Below are 15,097 nucleotides of genomic sequence, written 5' to 3' on the forward strand. Positions count from 1 at the left end.
CGCGGTCATCCTGTCGTTTCTGCGCATCGCGCCCAAGGCGGTCGGCGGCGCCGCGGTCGAGGACAGCGACGCCAGGCCGCTATCCGAGATCGTCACCCAGCCGCGTTTCGTCGCGGCGCTGTTCTGCGTCGTCGGCAGCTATGCGCTGATGAGCTTCGTCATGACCGGCGCGCCGCTCGCCATGGTCGGCTGCGGCCTGTCGACGGATGATGCCACGCTTGGCATTTCCTGGCATGTGATGGCGATGTTCGGGCCGAGTTTCTTCACCGGCTCGCTGATCCACCGCTTCGGCGCCGAGCGCATCGTCGCCGCCGGCCTCGTGTTGCTGATCGGCTGCGCCGCGGTCGCTTTGTCAGGCCTGGCGCTGTGGCAGTTCTGGACGGCGCTGATCCTGCTCGGCCTCGGCTGGAATTTCGGCTTCATCGGCGCAACCTCGATGGTCGCCGCCAGCTACCGCCCGTCGGAAAAGAGCAAGGTGCAGGGCTTCCATGATTTCGTCCTGTTCGGCTCCGTCGCCTTCGCCTCGCTGATGTCCGGCGCGGTCTACAACGCCTGGGGCTGGGCGATGCTCAACTGGCTGGTGTTCCCGGTCTGCGCGCTCTGCTTCGTTGCGCTCGGAGCGTTGAAGGTGACGAGCTTGCGCGCAGCCAACTGACACCACCCTGTCCTGTACCGGCGCTGCCACGTTGGGCCAGCCCGTATAAAATTATTGCGTGTATCCCTGTTGTTATGAAACCGTGTGCCCCGACGGGGCGTTGAAGCCATGCTCATATGCGGCAACCGAATCCGGTTCACAGCAAGGGATTTCACCATGTTTTCAATCAAGCTTCTGGCTGGCGCCGCGCTTGCGCTCGGCATCACCGCTGCCTCGGCAAACGCTCAGGTCGTCGTGTCGTCGAAGATCGACACCGAGGGTGGCGTGCTCGGCAACATCATCCAGCTCGTGCTGAACGCCAACAACATCAAGACCACCGACCGTATCCAGCTCGGCGGCACGCCGGTGGTGCGCAAGGCGATCACCGCCGGCGAGATCGACATCTATCCGGAATATACCGGCAATGCCGCTTTCTTCTTCGAGAAGGCCGACGATCCGGTCTGGAAGGATGCCGCCAAGGCCTATGAGGCGGCCAAGAAGCTCGACTACGACGCCAACAAGATCGTCTGGCTGTCGCCATCGCCGGCCAACAACACCTGGGCGATCGCGCTGCGCAAGGAGGTCGCCGACGAGAACAAGCTGGCGACGCTCACCGACTTCGGCAAGTACGTGGCGGGCGGCGGCAAGGTCGTGCTTGCGGCCTCGGCCGAATTCGTCAATTCGGCGGCCGCCTTGCCGGCCTTCCAGACCACCTACGGCTTTGCGCTGAAGCCCGACCAGTTGATCACGCTCTCCGGCGGCGACACCGCGGCGACCATCGCGGCTGCCGCGAACCAGACCAACGGCGCCAATGCCGCCATGGTCTACGGCACCGACGGCGGCATCGCGCCTTCCGGCCTCGTCGTCCTCGACGACGACAAGGGTGTGCAGCCGGTCTACCAGCCGGCGCCGATCATCCGCGAGGCGGTGCTGAAGGAGCATCCCGAGATCGAGACGCTGCTGAAGCCGGTGTTCGCCAAGCTCGACCTCGTCACGCTGCAGGAACTCAACGGCCGCGTGCAGGTCGGCGGCGAGCCGGTCAAGGGCGTCGCCGAGGACTTTCTGAAGAAGAACGGGTTTTTGAAGTAGTCGCGATCGCGTCGAAGAAACGTACGCCGGTGCGAGGCGCCCCCCTCTGTCCTGCCGGACATCTCCCCCACAAGGGGGGAGATTGGCAGCTTCATCGCCGTCGCTTCTCTTGCCACGCTGGGGATTGGCGAAAGCCCGCGCGACATCTGATCTCCCCCCAAGTGGGGGAGATGTCCGGTAGCACAGAGGGGGCCGCGAAGGAACGAGGCCTTCCTATTTCTGCCTCTCCGAATTGCTGCGCGAGCAGCCGATGACCCTCCGTTTCGACAAGCTCGGCGTGGTCATCGCCGCGATCGCGGCCTATGCGGCGTTGCTTGCCCCCTTCGCCACCTTCCGTGCCAACCGCATCGTGCCCGGCCAGGCGCGCTCCATTCTGGAAGCGCTGCCGTCTGCCACCGGGCCGCTGCTGCTGGCGATCGTCATCGCCGGCGCGCTGATCGCGCTGCTGAAGACGCCGCTGCTGCTCCGGCTTGCCGCCGGCGTCGTGGCGCTTGCAGCGCTTGCCATCCTCATCGGCACGGCCGGCAGTTTCCTCACCCCGGCAGGCAACACCTTTGCCCGCGTCTCGCCGGCCTCCGGCTTCTGGCTGCTGATCTTTGCCTTCACGCTGCTGCTCGCCGATGTACTGACCAGGCTCGATCTGTCGCCCTGGGCGCGCGTCGGTGTGCTCATCGCCGCCGCGCTGGCGATCGGCCTGCTTCTGGTGTCGAGGCAATGGGATAGCCTGTCGATCCTCAAGGAATACGCCAACCGCGCCGACAGTTTCTGGGCCGAAGGCGCCAAGCACATCACGCTGGCGCTGGGCTCGCTGGCGGCGGCGGTGGTGGTCGGCCTGCCGCTCGGCATCCTGTGCCACCGCGTCGAGAGGCTGCGGGCCGGCGTGCTCAACGTGCTCAATATCATCCAGACCATTCCCTCGATCGCGCTGTTCGGCCTGCTGATCGCGCCGCTCGGCTGGGTCGCGACCCATGTGCCCGGCGCCGGCGCTTTGGGCATCCGCGGCATCGGCACCGCGCCAGCCTTCGTCGCGCTGTTCCTCTATTCGCTGCTGCCGGTGGTGGCCAACACCGTGGTCGGCCTCGCCGGCGTGCCGCGCGCCGCCAACGACGCCGCCCGCGGCATGGGCATGACCGACCGCCAGCGGCTGTTCGACGTCGAATTCCCACTCGCCTTCCCGGTGATCCTGACCGGCATCCGCATCGTTCTGGTGCAGAACATCGGCCTTGCCACCATCGCCGCGCTGATCGGCGGCGGCGGCTTTGGCGTGTTCGTCTTCCAGGGCGTCGGTCAGACCGCGATGGATCTGGTGCTGCTCGGCGCGGTGCCGACCGTGGCGCTGGCCTTCGCCGCCGCCATCATCCTCGACGCCATCATCGAAATGACCTCCATCAGACGACATGAGGCAAGCCCGGCATGATCGAGATCGAAGGTATCACCAAGCGCTATGGCGAAACCACAGTGGTCGACGATGTGTCGATGGCGATCGAGCCGCGCACTGTTTGCGTCATCGTCGGCACGTCCGGCTCCGGCAAGACGACATTGCTCAGGATGATCAACCGGCTGGTCGAGCCGACCGCGGGCGTCATCAAGCTCGACGGCGCCGACAACCGCTCGCTGCCGGGTTACGAGCTGCGCCGCAGCATCGGCTACGCCATCCAGGGCCATGGCCTGTTTCCGCATCGCACGGTGGCGCAAAACATCGCCACGGTGCCGCTGCTGCTCGGCTGGGACAGGGACCGCATCAAGCGCCGTGTCGACGAGCTGATGACGCTCTACCAGCTCGATCCGCAGGCCTATGGGCCGCGTTACCCGCACGAGCTCTCCGGCGGCCAGCAGCAGCGCGTCGGCGTTGCGCGCGCGCTGGCCGCCGAGCCGAACGTGCTTTTGATGGACGAGCCGTTCGGCGCGCTTGACCCGATCATCCGCAACAAGGCGCAGGAGGACCTGCTGGCCATCCAGAAGCGCTTCGGCACCACCATCATCCTCGTCACCCACGACATGGAGGAAGCCGTGCATCTGGGCGACAAGATCGCCGTCATGGATGCCGGCAAGCTGGTGCAATACGCAAAACCCGCCGAGATCCTGGCGAAGCCGGCCAGCGCCTTCGTCGAGACGCTTGTCGGCGCCAGCGAGAAACCGTTCCGGCTGCTGTCGCTTGGCCGCGTCGGCGATGCCGTCGAGAAGGGGACCGCCGAGGGCGAAGCGATCCCGGCCGAGGCCAGCCAGCGCGATGCGCTGGCCGAGCTGCTTTGGTCGGGTCGCCCGGCGCTGCCGGTGAAGGATGGCGACGGCAAGCCGCTTGGCCGGGTCACCGTCGATGGGCTGGTCAGGCGCGCCGCGAGGCCTGCATGAAAGCTTGGCTGCCATCGCTGCTCCGGCTTCTCCTGGTGGTGCTGCTTGTCGCCTTCGTCACCAACCCAGCCTTGTTCGAGCCGCTGCTCAAGCCGCTGACCGAGAACGGCGCGCCGGCGATCTACAACCAGGGCAGCTTGCTGACGCTGACGCTGCTGCATCTGAGGACCGTGCTGATCGCCACGGTCGCCGCAACCATCGTTGCGGTCGCGCTTGCCATTCTGGTCACCAGGCCGGCCGGAGCGGAGTTCCTGCCGCTGTCGCGCAGCCTGGTCAACATCGGCCAGACCTTTCCGCCTGTCGCCGTGCTGGCACTTGCCGTGCCGGCCGTCGGCTTCGGCGAGAAGCCGACGCTGATTGCGCTCTTCCTCTATGGCCTGCTGCCGATCTTCGAGAACGCGCTGACGGCTCTCACCACCCTGCCGGGCAATGTCATGGAAGCGGCGCGCGGCGCCGGCATGACCGCCTGGCAGAGGCTGGTCAAGGTCGAGCTGCCGCTCAGCGCGCCGATCATCCTCGGCGGCATCCGGCTTTCGGTGGTCATCAGCCTCGCCACCGCCACCATTGGTTCGACGGTTGCGGCCAAGACGCTTGGCGAGGTGATCATCGCCGGCCTGCTGTCGAACAATCTCGCCTTCGTGCTGCAGGGCGGCCTGATCGTCGCTGCACTTGCCGTGCTGATCTATGACGGCCTGTCGGCCATCGAGCGCTACGCGGCGCGTCGGATGGGGCAGGGGGCGGTTTAGCGACAAATGTCGGGACCGATCGGGCGGGACCGAGACTGAAGGGCCTGTCGAGAGGCGACGCCGGATCCGTGCGGCGACTGATGACCCCACGTCATTTCAATCGATCTAAAAGGACGGTCACGACGGCAGGTTTGCCATCGCCTTCGCCTTTTGGGCGAAAGCCGGGCAAAAACCGAACAATATCTTGACGTTCCCAGCCCTGTTTCGCATACAGCCCAGCCAAGGGGTGGATTCCGCCTGGCGGCGTGCATCCCCGTTCCAACGGCCCAGGGAGGGGTTCTTTTGGGCCATCAATCGAGGAAAATTCGGCAATGACCATCATTTACGCCGTCATCGCCTGCGGCCTGCTTTCAGTCCTTTACGCTATTTGGGCGACCCGTTCGGTCCTTGCGTCCGATCAGGGCAATCAGCGCATGCAGGAAATCTCCGCAGCCATCCGCGAGGGCGCCCAGGCCTACCTGGCGCGCCAATACACCACCATCGCCGTCGTCGGCATCGTCGTGCTCCTGCTTGCCTGGTGGTTGCTGTCGATCACCTCGGCCATCGGCTTCCTGATCGGCGCCGTGCTCTCGGGCGCCGCCGGCTTCATCGGCATGCACGTTTCCGTGCGCGCCAATGTGCGCACCGCGCAGGCCGCCTCCAACAGCCTTGCCGCCGGCCTCGACATCGCCTTCAAGTCGGGCGCCATCACCGGCATGCTGGTGGCGGGTCTGGCACTGCTCGGCGTCTCGATCTACTACTTCATCCTGACCGGTCCGATGGGCCTCCAGCCGAATGACCGCATCGTCATCGACGCGCTGGTCTCGCTCGGTTTCGGCGCCTCGCTGATCTCGATCTTCGCCCGTCTCGGCGGCGGCATCTTCACCAAGGGCGCCGACGTCGGCGGCGATCTCGTCGGCAAGGTCGAAGCCGGCATTCCCGAGGACGATCCGCGCAACCCCGCCACCATCGCCGACAATGTCGGCGACAATGTCGGCGACTGCGCCGGCATGGCGGCCGACCTGTTCGAGACCTACGCCGTCACCGTCGTCGCCACCATGGTTCTCGCTGCTATCTTCTTCGGCGGCACTGCCATTTTGGCCGACACCATGCTCTATCCGCTCGCCATCTGCGGCGCCTGCATCCTGACCTCGATCGTCGGCACCTTCTTCGTCAAGCTCGGCTCCAACGGTTCGATCATGGGCGCGCTTTACAAGGGCCTGATCGTCACCGGCCTGCTGTCGATCGTCGGCCTTGGCGCCGCCACGTCGCTCACCATCGGCTGGGGTGATATCGGCACCGTCGCCGGCATCGCCATCACCGGCAAGAACCTGTTCATATGCGGCCTGATCGGCTTGGCTGTGACCGGCCTGATCGTGGTGATCACCGAATACTACACCGGCACCAACAAGCGCCCGGTCAACTCCATCGCCCAGGCGTCGGTGACCGGCCACGGCACCAACGTCATCCAGGGCCTTGCTGTCTCGCTGGAATCGACGGCGCTGCCGGCGATCGTTATCGTCGGCGGCATTATTGCGACCTACCAGCTCGGCGGCCTGTTCGGCACCGCGATCGCCGTCACCACCATGCTCGGCCTTGCCGGCATGATCGTGGCGCTCGACGCCTTCGGCCCGGTCACCGACAATGCCGGCGGCATCGCCGAAATGGCCGGCCTGCCCAAGGAAGTGCGCCACTCGACCGACGCGCTCGACGCGGTCGGCAACACCACCAAGGCGGTGACCAAGGGCTATGCCATCGGCTCGGCCGGTCTCGGCGCGCTGGTGCTGTTCGCCGCCTATTCGAACGACCTGAAGTTCTTTGCCGCCAATGGCGACAAATTCCCCTACTTCCAGGGCATGGGCGACGTCTCCTTCGACCTCTCCAACCCCTACGTCGTCGCCGGCCTGATCTTCGGCGGCCTGATCCCGTATCTGTTCGGCGGCATCGCCATGACTGCCGTCGGTCGCGCTGCCGGCTCGATCGTCGAGGAGGTGCGCAAGCAGTTCCGCGAGGACAAGGGCATCATGGCCGGCACCTCGAAGCCCAACTACGCCCGCGCCGTCGACCTTCTGACCAGGGCGGCGATCCGCGAGATGATCATCCCGTCGCTGCTGCCGGTGCTGGCGCCGCTGGTGGTCTATTTCGGCGTGCTTCTGATCTCGGGCTCGAAGGCCTCGGCCTTTGCGGCACTCGGCGCCTCGCTGCTCGGCGTCATCGTCAACGGTCTGTTCGTCGCCATCTCGATGACCTCGGGCGGCGGCGCCTGGGACAACGCCAAAAAATCGTTCGAGGACGGCTTCACCGACAAGGACGGCGTCAAGCACCTGAAGGGTTCGGAGGCGCACAAGGCCTCGGTCACCGGGGACACCGTCGGCGATCCCTACAAGGACACCGCCGGCCCGGCCGTCAATCCGGCGATCAAGATCACCAACATCGTCGCCCTGCTGCTCTTGGCCGTGCTCGCGCACGGCTGAGGCTCGAGGCTGGAAGTCAGAAAAACCCGCGTGAGCGATCCCGCGGGTTTTCTTTTTGCCGTCACCCGATCTGCGTGAGGATCGAGCCGTCGGTTATCTTGTCGTCATTTGCGAGCATCATTGCCTTGGACAGGATGACCGACAGGATGTCGTCGCCCTCGAACGGCACGTAGGCTGGCCTTGGCCCGGTCGCCTCGTTTGACGGCACGATGCAGAGATAGCGGTCGTTGGGCGCCATTCTGATGTGCCCGGACGCGAAGTTGATCTTGTAGGTCTTGCGCTTGCCGTCGACGATCAGGAACTCGTCCGTGACCGTGCACTGGTTGGCAATGGCGAGGCCGGGCAGGATGGTGGCGATGAAATCGCGGCGACCCTTTGCCAGGCCGCTGGCCTGTCCCGCCGAATAGCGCTCGCGGTAGTCGAGGAATTCAGGCCGCTCCGACAGCGGGTGGCCGGCATTGCCGCCGCGATCCTGCCAGTGGCGGTCGTTGCCGATCGAGGTGCGGCCTGTCACGCTGTCGATGTCGTGCATCGCCTCGCAGAACGCGCGGGGAGGGACCGCATCGACGGACAGCGGAACCTCGTTCGGCTGCCCGGTCTTTGGGTCGAGCGCGAAGAAGGCGACCCGGTCCGTGGCGATGAAGGCGTAGAGGGCGGCGCCGCGCTCGGCGGCCTCGATGTCCTGCACGCGCGTGCCGATGCCGGCGACCCAGAATTCGGCGGCGACGCCGTGATGCGGCAGGATGAGCCGAACGCGTTCATGCTCGGCATTGTTGCCGTGCATGCTGCGGTTGTACGCCGTCCAGCCGCGCTTCTTCAGGATGGCCATGACCGGAGCCTGCTCCAGTATGTGCGCGGCGAAGCGGTTCGAATAGCTCTGCGTGGCAAGTTCGGCGTCGGTGACGACATAGACCGGCCGCCAGGCCTGGATAAAGGGCTGCTGGATCGTCTGCCTGGCAAGGCTCTCGCGCCAGGCGGCGACGGTCGTGGCCGGGCTGTCCAGCGGATGCCAAAGGTGGACCGTCCAGTCCGGTCCGGGAGCCGGGCAGCGAACGCCGGCATGATCGACAAGCCCGCCGCCGCGCGGCATGGCGACGAACGCCTCGCCCTTGGGACCCACAAAACGCCAGATCAGGCGCTCGGAAAGCGTGCGCAGCAGGCCATTGCCGATCAGCCGATCCTGCCAGCCCTGGTAATTCCAGTGGCGGCCGTCGCGCCAGGCGCTCTCGATGCGGCGCCGCGCTTCCGGCAGGATCAGCGCGATGTCCTTCGCCGCATCTTCCAACTCGCCCGCCATTTCGCTACCGCCGGGTGCCGCCTTGAAATCCTTGGCGATGCCGCGGCTCGACTTGCCTTTGGCGTCGATGCTGCGCAACTCGGCCTTGGCCGACGAGACAACGCGCAACTCGACGCGAACGCCGCCCAGTTCCTCGACACGAAGCCCGCCATCGCCGATGCCGTACTCGGCCATGGCGATTTCCTGCATGTCGTCGCCCGACAGGCCGAGCTTGCTGCCCGCCGCTTCCAGCGCCTTGTCGATCGACTTGATCACCACTTTGTCGTCGATCCTGCGGCGAAGGCGGCCGAGCGCATAGGCGGCGTCCGCGGTGCCCAACTGGCCGAGCGACCAGACGCAGGCCGCCCCTGTCTTTTGCGAACGCACGGTGCGTCCGTAATGCCCTGTCTTGATTAGCGTCGCGCCTGCCAGCGATTCCAGCAGCGGCAGCGCCTTGTCGGCCGGCAGGCGGGACAAGGCCAGGGCAATGCCGCGTGCGACCGCGACATTGTCGGGCGACAGTTCGCCGTGCAGTCGGCCGAGATCAAATTGCCAGGGTACATAGTCCCCGGCCGCACGCTGGAACAGCAGGCCCGGTATCGCGCAGATCGCCTTCAGCGCGGACTGCCGCACCGCCGCCGCATAACCCGCCGACTCCCGTTCCGGCAGCGGTGTCGGAAACACCGATGCATTCTGCGGGCTGAACACCAGGCTGTAGGCTTCGAGGCCGATATAGACGTCGCGGTCGATCTCCGGCAGCGCCGGTTCGCAGAGCGGTTTGAGCCACTGCCTGAAACCGTCGGCCACCGTATCGTGCCCAAGGGCTGCGATCTTGCGTTCGCAATCCTTCAGCCAGGTCGTGCCGGGCGCGCCATCGCCGGCGGCAACCAGATGGTTGAGCAGGCTTCCGTCAGGATCCCCGCCGCCGAATTCGAACGCCTCGACCTGCGTGCCGGCCCTCGTGAAGTCCTGCGGCCAACCCCGATCGAAGGTCGGCCCCACGGCGCGCAGCATCGCCATTTGCGCGGCGGTCGCGAGCTGTCGCCATTCGGGTTTTTCCTGGCTCAGCATGCGGCTGAGATGGTTGTTGTAGTCCTTGTGAAAACCTTCCTCGCCCCTGGTGTCGCGAGCCCACCAGCCGAACCTGAAGGCGGCACTGCCATCGCCGGAGCCAAAACGGGCGGCGAACGCCTGTCGGTCGGTCAGCCAGTTGTGCACCGTCCTGTCGCCGGCGTAGGCGCGGATGTCCTCGAACAGCGGTGCCAGTTCCGTCAGCACGTCGTCCCAAAATTCCGCCTTGTCGGACGGCGGCGGCGTGTAGCGCAGGTGCGGAAGTTTTCCCGGCGGATTGGCCCGCATGCGCGCAAAGAAACTGTCCTGCTGGCCGGCCCCGGCAAGCGCCTTCAGCGAAACGATCAGCGGTGGATCGGTCTTTTCCGGACCAGTCCGGTTTTTGTAGTACTGCGTATCGCAAACCAGCGCGATGAGCCTGGCGGCGTTGGCCCGGTCCTCGGGGCCAGGAACCAGTCCGTGTTTCACCGCGCGCTCGATCTCGCGGATGATGCCGAGCTTGGGCAACCCGCTCGACCAGCCGATCGTGCCCTTGAGGTGGAGGCCGGCCTGGTCGTTGGCAGAGCAGCCTGAGCACGGTGGCGGTTCTCGGCGCGTTCGCCTGGAAGCCGCTGCGCAGAAGATCGCGGCTCAAGGTTTCGCAAAAGCGCGCGAATCTGGGCGGGATGATGCCCTCGCGGCTGCGCACATAGATGGCTACCGCCGGGCCCCAGCCGAACCGCGCTCGCAGCACGTCGATAGTGTCGAACAACTCGCCGCGCTGTTCTGCCGACAAAGCGCGCAGGCGGCTGGTGATATCCTTGCGGGCTTCCTCCGAGTTCGCGGTGTCGTAGGCGCGGACGAGGGAGATGAGCTCCGCTGTCATCGGACGCGAAACGCCGGCGGATGAGGCGAGCTCGATATCCCGCGCCAGCGCCTCCGCCTCGCTCCGCTCCCTGTCGGCATGGGCGCGATGGAGGCGCTCGACCATCCTGTTTATGTCGGCGACCGGCGCCGGCTCAGTCGGACGCGCGGCGCCGCCTACGGCCTTGCCGAACGCCGCGGCCGCTGCCCTGAGACCCGAAAACAACCGTCCATTGCTCATCCGCTCAGCCTCCCTTGAGCCGCAAAAGCTTGATGAAGACGACGTCCGTGCGCGCTGAAATGACGGCCACGTCATCCAGTGCCATCATCTGCTTGCCACCGACGACCACCATGAAGGCGTTGCGCGAAAAGGCCTCGATCGCTGCCGCCACAGCCTGGTCCGGGTTGGTCTTCTTGAGCGGTCCGGTGTTTGGCGCATAGAGCAGGGTCTCGGTCGCCGCGTCGTTGCGCGACGCGTGCAACCTGTCATGCTCCAGCAGCACGCGTTCGGTGATGATCTGCCGGAGCGTGCACGGCACGCCGTCCTTCCAGTCCAGGACGAAGCTCTGGACCGGCTTGCGGGCGCCGATCTGGTCGTACATGACGATGCGGCTCATCTGACCCTCCGATCCGGCTGATCTTGCGGATCAAAAATTATAGGCAGATGAAACCCAAGCGCCATTGCGTTTTGTGGTGGATAAACGGCTAACGCAGAAGTTGCGCCCGCCACAGGATCAATAAAGGATCATCGGGACACTGGACGGCTTCGGTTTTGCTCTTCGAGCGAAGCTGGCCTCGCTGAGCCGGAACGGCGGTCAGTGTCAAGCAAAGCCCCGCCGGAGCGATCCGGCGGGTCCCTGGCTGCCTGATTCTGTGTTGCCCGCGTGCGAAAAGCGAGCCGGCCGTCGGTTACATGCCGTTGCCGCCGCCGGGCAGGCCCGGCGCCAGCTTGCTGGCGCCGTTGATGATCTGGCTGAGGAAGTTCTGGTCCTTGCCGCCGGTCGGCGTGGTGCGCGAGATGAAGTCGAAAACCTTGCCGTCCTTCAGCCCATAGTTGGCGATCTGGGTGACGCGGCCGTCGGCGCCGAAATAGACCGCCAGCACTTTCTGGTCGACCAGATGCGGCTTGTCGAAGGCGACATAGCGCTTGCGCGTCTGCGAGATGTAGTAGAAGGCCTCGTTGTCGAAGGTCGCCGTCGTCGACGGAGTGCCCAGCGCCAGCAGCACCTGTTCGCGGCTCGACCCCACCGGCACCGAGTCGATTGCCTGCTGGTCGATGACGTAGCCCTGGGTCAGCGTCTCGCCGGGGCTGAGATCGCCGATCATCTTGGACGAATTGCAGGCTGAAAGGGCGGCCGCCGCCACCAGCAGCGATGCCATGCCGGCCGGCCTGGCCAGGAAATGCAACTTGAAATTCAGCGCGCGCAACAACAACTCCATTAGCCGACCGCAACTTGCGCTGGGCGGCAAAACCGGTAAACCAGCTTGCCTGCCGATGCAACAAGGCCAATTCAACAAACGGTCCCCGGGAGACCACCCTCAATGTTCCAGCGCTTTTTTGGCCGCGAACGCCATGCCAACCGCGCTATCACCGAGGCGCTTTACGCACAAATCGTGGCGGCGGCGCGGCAAGCCGTTTTTTATTCCGACTGGAATGTGCCGGACACGCCGCTTGGTCGTTTCGAGATGCTGTCGCTGCACATGTTCCTGTTCCAGCACCGGCTGCGCGGCGAGAGCGGCGCCGCGACCGAGGTCGCCCAGGTGCTCATCGACGAGTTCTTCCTGGATGTCGAACATTCGCTGCGGGAGCTGGGCATCAGCGATGTCGGCGTGCCGAAGCGCATGAAGAAGCTGGCCAAGATGTTCTATGGCCGCACGGCCGCTTACGACGATGCGCTCGAGCGCGATGACAGGGAAGCGCTCGCCGCCGCGCTTACCCGCAATGTCGTGCCCGACGCGGGTGAGTGGCCGCAGGCGCCGCTGCTGGCCGCCTATGTCGTGGATGCCGCCCGGCATCTTGCGGCCCAGCCGGCCGAATCGATCGCATCCGGCACGCTGACGTTTCCGGCGGCCGGCTGAGGAGGCGAAGATGAAACATATCGACCCGCAAAGCCCGGTTTCCTTCGTCGCCAATGTCGCCCGCCTGCCGCAAAAAGGCCTGCCGGTGACGATCGAGGGCGACGAAAGGCAGCGCGCGGCGCTCGCCGTCGAGCACGAGCTGCTCTCGGTCGAACGCTATCGCGCCGAGCTTCTGGTGGCGCCGTGGAAGCGCAATGGCGTCAAAGTCAGCGGCCGCGTCGAGGCCGACATCACCCAGGCCTGCATCGTCACCCTGGATCCCGTGGAGGCGCATATAGACGAGCCGGTCGAGGCGCTGTTCCTGCCAGAGCAGTCGAAGCTTGGACGGCAGGGTTTCGAAGGCGGCGGCGAGATCGTGCTGGATGCCGACGGACCCGACAGCCCGGAGACCTTTTCCGGCGACACGATCGATGTCGGCGCGCTCGCCGAGCAGTTCTTCGGGCTGGCGATCGACCCCTATCCGCGCAAGGCCGGCGTGTCCCTGGAGGTCACCGGCGACGGCGAGGCCGAGGAAAGCGAATTCCAGCAAAAGCTGCGTTCGCTGCTTGGAAAATCCTGAAAGCGGACCTGATATTAGAAAAGCCGGTTGTGCGGCAGCCCAAAAACGCTATTTTCGCCGAACCTTCGCGAGCCCCCGAACCTGACCAGCTCAAGCCGCCGGCAGGCAAACCGTGAGATGAATACCGCGTGATCAGGATTTCCATCGATGCCATGGGCGGCGATCACGGACCAGGCGTGGTCATCCCGGCGCTCATGACGGTCGCCATCCGTCGTCCCGACATCCGCTTCATCATTTATGGCCGCGAGGATGCGGTGCGCCCCGAACTGGCCAAATTCCCCAAGCTCGCCGAGGTGAGCGAGTTCGTGCATTGCGAGATCGCGGTCCGCATGGACGACAAGCCGAGCCAGGCGCTGCGCCATGGCCGCTGGAAGTCATCGATGTGGAAGGCGGTCGAGGCGGTGAAGTCCGGCACCGCCCAGGCCTGCATCTCGGCCGGCAACACCGGCGCGCTGATGGCGATGTCGAAATTCTGCCTGCGCACCATGGCGACCATCGACCGTCCGGCGATCGCCGCGATCTGGCCGACGACGCGCGGCGAAAGCGTGGTGCTGGATGTCGGCGCCACCATTGGCGCGGATGCGCACCAGCTCATCGATTTCGCCATTCTGGGTACTGGCATGGCGCGCTCGATCTTCGGCATCGACCGTCCGAGCGTCGGTCTGCTCAATGTCGGCGTCGAGGAGATCAAGGGCCAGGAAGAGGTCAAGGAGGCCGGGCGCATGCTGCGCGAGGCCAACATGGCATCGATGAACTATCGCGGCTTCGTCGAAGGCGACGATATCGGCAAGGGCACGGTCGACGTCGTCGTCACCGAAGGCTTCGCCGGCAACATTGCGCTCAAGACCGCGGAAGGGACCGCCAGGCAGATCGGCGGCTATCTGCGCGCCGCCATGAGCCGTACGCTGATGGCCAGGATCGGCTATGTCTTCGCCAAGGGCGCCTTCGACCGGCTGCGCGAGAAGATGGATGTCGGCCGCTCCAATGGCGGTGTCTTCCTCGGCCTCAACGGCATTGTCGTGAAGAGCCATGGCGGCGCCGATTCGGACGGCTTCGCGGCGGCAATCGAGCTTGGCTACGACATGGTGCGCAATAATCTACTTGACCGCATCGAGGCCGATCTCGATCTGTTCCATGCGCGCAATCCGCATGCCCAGGCAAACAGGAAATCCGACGTCGTCGTCGACGCAAAGGAATAGGAAAGAGCTTTGATCAGATCAGTCGTGCGCGGCTCCGGCGCCGCGCTGCCCCGCCGCATCATGAAGAATGCCGATTTCGAAGGCATGGTCGAGACCTCCGACGAGTGGATCGTCCAGCGCACCGGCATCCGCCAGCGCCATGTCGCGGCCGATGACGAGACCACCGCCTCGCTCGGCGAGGCGGCCGCGCGCGCGGCGCTCGACAGCGCCGGCCTGACGCCCGCCGACATCGACCTGATCGTGCTGGCGACCTCGACGCCCAACAACACCTTTCCGGCGACCGCGGTCGAGATCCAGAACCGGCTCGGCATGCATCACGGCTTTGCCTTCGACATGCAGGCGGTCTGCTCAGGCTTCGTCTACGCGGTGGCGACCGCCGACCTCTACATTCGCGGCGGCCTGGCCAAGCGGGTGCTCGTCATCGGCTCCGAGACCTTCTCGCGCATCCTCGACTGGAACGACCGCTCGACCTGCGTCCTGTTCGGCGACGGCGCCGGCGCGCTGGTGCTGGAAGCCGGCGAGGGGACCGGCACCATCGCCGACCGCGGCGTGCTGGCGGCGAGCTTGCGCTCCGACGGCGTCCACAAGGAGAAGCTGTTCGTCGATGGCGGGCCTTCGACCACCGGCACCGTCGGCCATCTCAGGATGGAGGGCCGCGAGGTGTTCAAGCATGCGGTCGGCATGATCACCGACGTCATCGAGGCGACGTTCTCGCAGGCCGGCATCACCGCCGACGATCTCGACTGGTTCGTGCCGCATCAGGCCAATAAACGGATTATTGACGCTTCCGCCAAGA

At 65.6% G+C, this 15,097-nt stretch carries 14 protein-coding genes; 10 read left to right on the forward strand and 4 right to left on the reverse strand.

What is annotated here, in order from left to right:
* The 5 genes from EN738_RS17075 to EN738_RS17100 all read left to right on the forward strand — a co-directional run.
* Window positions 1-655 (forward strand): MFS transporter (locus tag EN738_RS17075; RefSeq protein ID WP_145966866.1); only part of this gene is annotated, 655 nt, incomplete at its 5' end.
* 156 nt (window positions 656-811) lie between these two features.
* The gene (locus tag EN738_RS17080; RefSeq protein ID WP_127284702.1) at window positions 812-1,723 is read left to right on the forward strand and encodes an ABC transporter substrate-binding protein; all 912 of its coding nucleotides are present in this window, start codon (window positions 812-814) and stop codon (window positions 1,721-1,723) included.
* A 250-nt stretch (window positions 1,724-1,973) separates the two neighbouring features.
* Window positions 1,974-3,140 (forward strand): ABC transporter permease, encoded by a 1,167-nt coding sequence (locus tag EN738_RS17090; protein WP_127284703.1) that lies wholly within the window; start codon window positions 1,974-1,976, stop codon window positions 3,138-3,140.
* The gene (locus EN738_RS17095; RefSeq protein ID WP_127284704.1) at window positions 3,137-4,075 is read left to right on the forward strand and encodes an ABC transporter ATP-binding protein; all 939 of its coding nucleotides are present in this window, start codon (window positions 3,137-3,139) and stop codon (window positions 4,073-4,075) included. The genes EN738_RS17090 and EN738_RS17095 overlap by 4 nt, the downstream gene beginning before the upstream one ends.
* Window positions 4,072-4,821 carry an ABC transporter permease gene (locus tag EN738_RS17100; protein WP_127284705.1) on the forward strand — a complete coding sequence of 250 codons (750 nt, stop codon included), beginning with the start codon at window positions 4,072-4,074 and terminating at the stop codon, window positions 4,819-4,821. The genes EN738_RS17095 and EN738_RS17100 overlap by 4 nt, the downstream gene beginning before the upstream one ends.
* Window positions 4,822-4,912: 91 nt before the next feature.
* Here EN738_RS17100 and EN738_RS17105 read toward each other — a convergent pair whose 3' ends face one another.
* Window positions 4,913-5,143, reverse strand: coding sequence for a hypothetical protein (locus tag EN738_RS17105; RefSeq protein ID WP_127284706.1), 231 nt, complete (start codon window positions 5,141-5,143; stop codon window positions 4,913-4,915).
* Here EN738_RS17105 and EN738_RS17110 point away from each other — a divergent pair.
* Window positions 5,133-7,274 carry a sodium-translocating pyrophosphatase gene (locus tag EN738_RS17110; protein ID WP_127284707.1) on the forward strand — a complete coding sequence of 714 codons (2,142 nt, stop codon included), beginning with the start codon at window positions 5,133-5,135 and terminating at the stop codon, window positions 7,272-7,274. The genes EN738_RS17105 and EN738_RS17110 overlap by 11 nt on opposite strands.
* Before the next feature lie 61 nt (window positions 7,275-7,335).
* On the opposite strand, the gene EN738_RS17115 is transcribed toward EN738_RS17110, so the two are convergent.
* The 3 genes from EN738_RS17115 to EN738_RS17125 all read right to left on the reverse strand — a co-directional run bounded on the left by EN738_RS17115 (window position 7,336) and on the right by EN738_RS17125 (window position 11,892).
* The gene (locus EN738_RS17115) at window positions 7,336-10,128 is read right to left on the reverse strand and encodes a DUF4132 domain-containing protein (protein WP_127284708.1); all 2,793 of its coding nucleotides are present in this window, start codon (window positions 10,126-10,128) and stop codon (window positions 7,336-7,338) included.
* A 581-nt stretch (window positions 10,129-10,709) separates the two neighbouring features.
* A complete protein-coding gene (locus EN738_RS17120; RefSeq protein WP_127284709.1) occupies window positions 10,710-11,081 on the reverse strand; it encodes a hypothetical protein in 372 nt (123 codons plus the stop codon).
* A gap of 292 nt (window positions 11,082-11,373) precedes the next feature.
* Window positions 11,374-11,892, reverse strand: a complete 519-nt coding sequence (locus tag EN738_RS17125; protein WP_127284710.1) for an outer membrane protein assembly factor BamE — start codon at window positions 11,890-11,892, stop codon at window positions 11,374-11,376.
* A gap of 114 nt (window positions 11,893-12,006) precedes the next feature.
* On the opposite strand from EN738_RS17125, the gene EN738_RS17130 reads away from it, so the two are divergent.
* The 4 genes from EN738_RS17130 to EN738_RS17145 form a co-directional block, all read left to right on the forward strand.
* Window positions 12,007-12,543, forward strand: coding sequence for a ubiquinol-cytochrome C chaperone family protein (locus tag EN738_RS17130; RefSeq protein WP_127284711.1), 537 nt, complete (start codon window positions 12,007-12,009; stop codon window positions 12,541-12,543).
* 10 nt (window positions 12,544-12,553) lie between these two features.
* Window positions 12,554-13,102: a DUF177 domain-containing protein gene (locus EN738_RS17135; RefSeq protein WP_127284712.1), complete on the forward strand. Its 549-nt coding sequence runs from the start codon at window positions 12,554-12,556 to the stop codon at window positions 13,100-13,102.
* Between the two features lie 128 nt (window positions 13,103-13,230).
* A complete protein-coding gene (gene plsX, locus EN738_RS17140; RefSeq protein WP_127284713.1) occupies window positions 13,231-14,301 on the forward strand; it encodes a phosphate acyltransferase PlsX in 1,071 nt (356 codons plus the stop codon).
* A gap of 9 nt (window positions 14,302-14,310) precedes the next feature.
* Window positions 14,311-15,097 (forward strand): beta-ketoacyl-ACP synthase III (locus tag EN738_RS17145; RefSeq protein WP_145966867.1); only part of this gene is annotated, 787 nt, incomplete at its 3' end.

The sequence above is a fragment of the Mesorhizobium sp. M4B.F.Ca.ET.017.02.2.1 genome, assembly GCF_003998955.1.
Classification (GTDB): Bacteria; Pseudomonadota; Alphaproteobacteria; order Rhizobiales; family Rhizobiaceae; genus Mesorhizobium; species Mesorhizobium abyssinicae.

Bases quoted from the DNA above. Each gene is read 5' to 3' on its own strand.
- EN738_RS17135 (WP_127284712.1), top strand. From the start codon at position 12,554: ATGAAACATATCGACCCGCAAAGCCCGGTTTCCTTCGTCGCCAATGTC.
- EN738_RS17120 (WP_127284709.1), bottom strand. From the start codon at position 11,081: ATGAGCCGCATCGTCATGTACGACCAGATCGGCGCCCGCAAGCCGGTC.
- EN738_RS17105 (WP_127284706.1), bottom strand. From the start codon at position 5,143: ATGATGGTCATTGCCGAATTTTCCTCGATTGATGGCCCAAAAGAACCC.
- EN738_RS17090 (WP_127284703.1), top strand. From the start codon at position 1,974: ATGACCCTCCGTTTCGACAAGCTCGGCGTGGTCATCGCCGCGATCGCG.
- EN738_RS17110 (WP_127284707.1), top strand. From the start codon at position 5,133: ATGACCATCATTTACGCCGTCATCGCCTGCGGCCTGCTTTCAGTCCTT.
- EN738_RS17080 (WP_127284702.1), top strand. From the start codon at position 812: ATGTTTTCAATCAAGCTTCTGGCTGGCGCCGCGCTTGCGCTCGGCATC.
- EN738_RS17095 (WP_127284704.1), top strand. From the start codon at position 3,137: ATGATCGAGATCGAAGGTATCACCAAGCGCTATGGCGAAACCACAGTG.
- EN738_RS17130 (WP_127284711.1), top strand. From the start codon at position 12,007: ATGTTCCAGCGCTTTTTTGGCCGCGAACGCCATGCCAACCGCGCTATC.
- EN738_RS17100 (WP_127284705.1), top strand. From the start codon at position 4,072: ATGAAAGCTTGGCTGCCATCGCTGCTCCGGCTTCTCCTGGTGGTGCTG.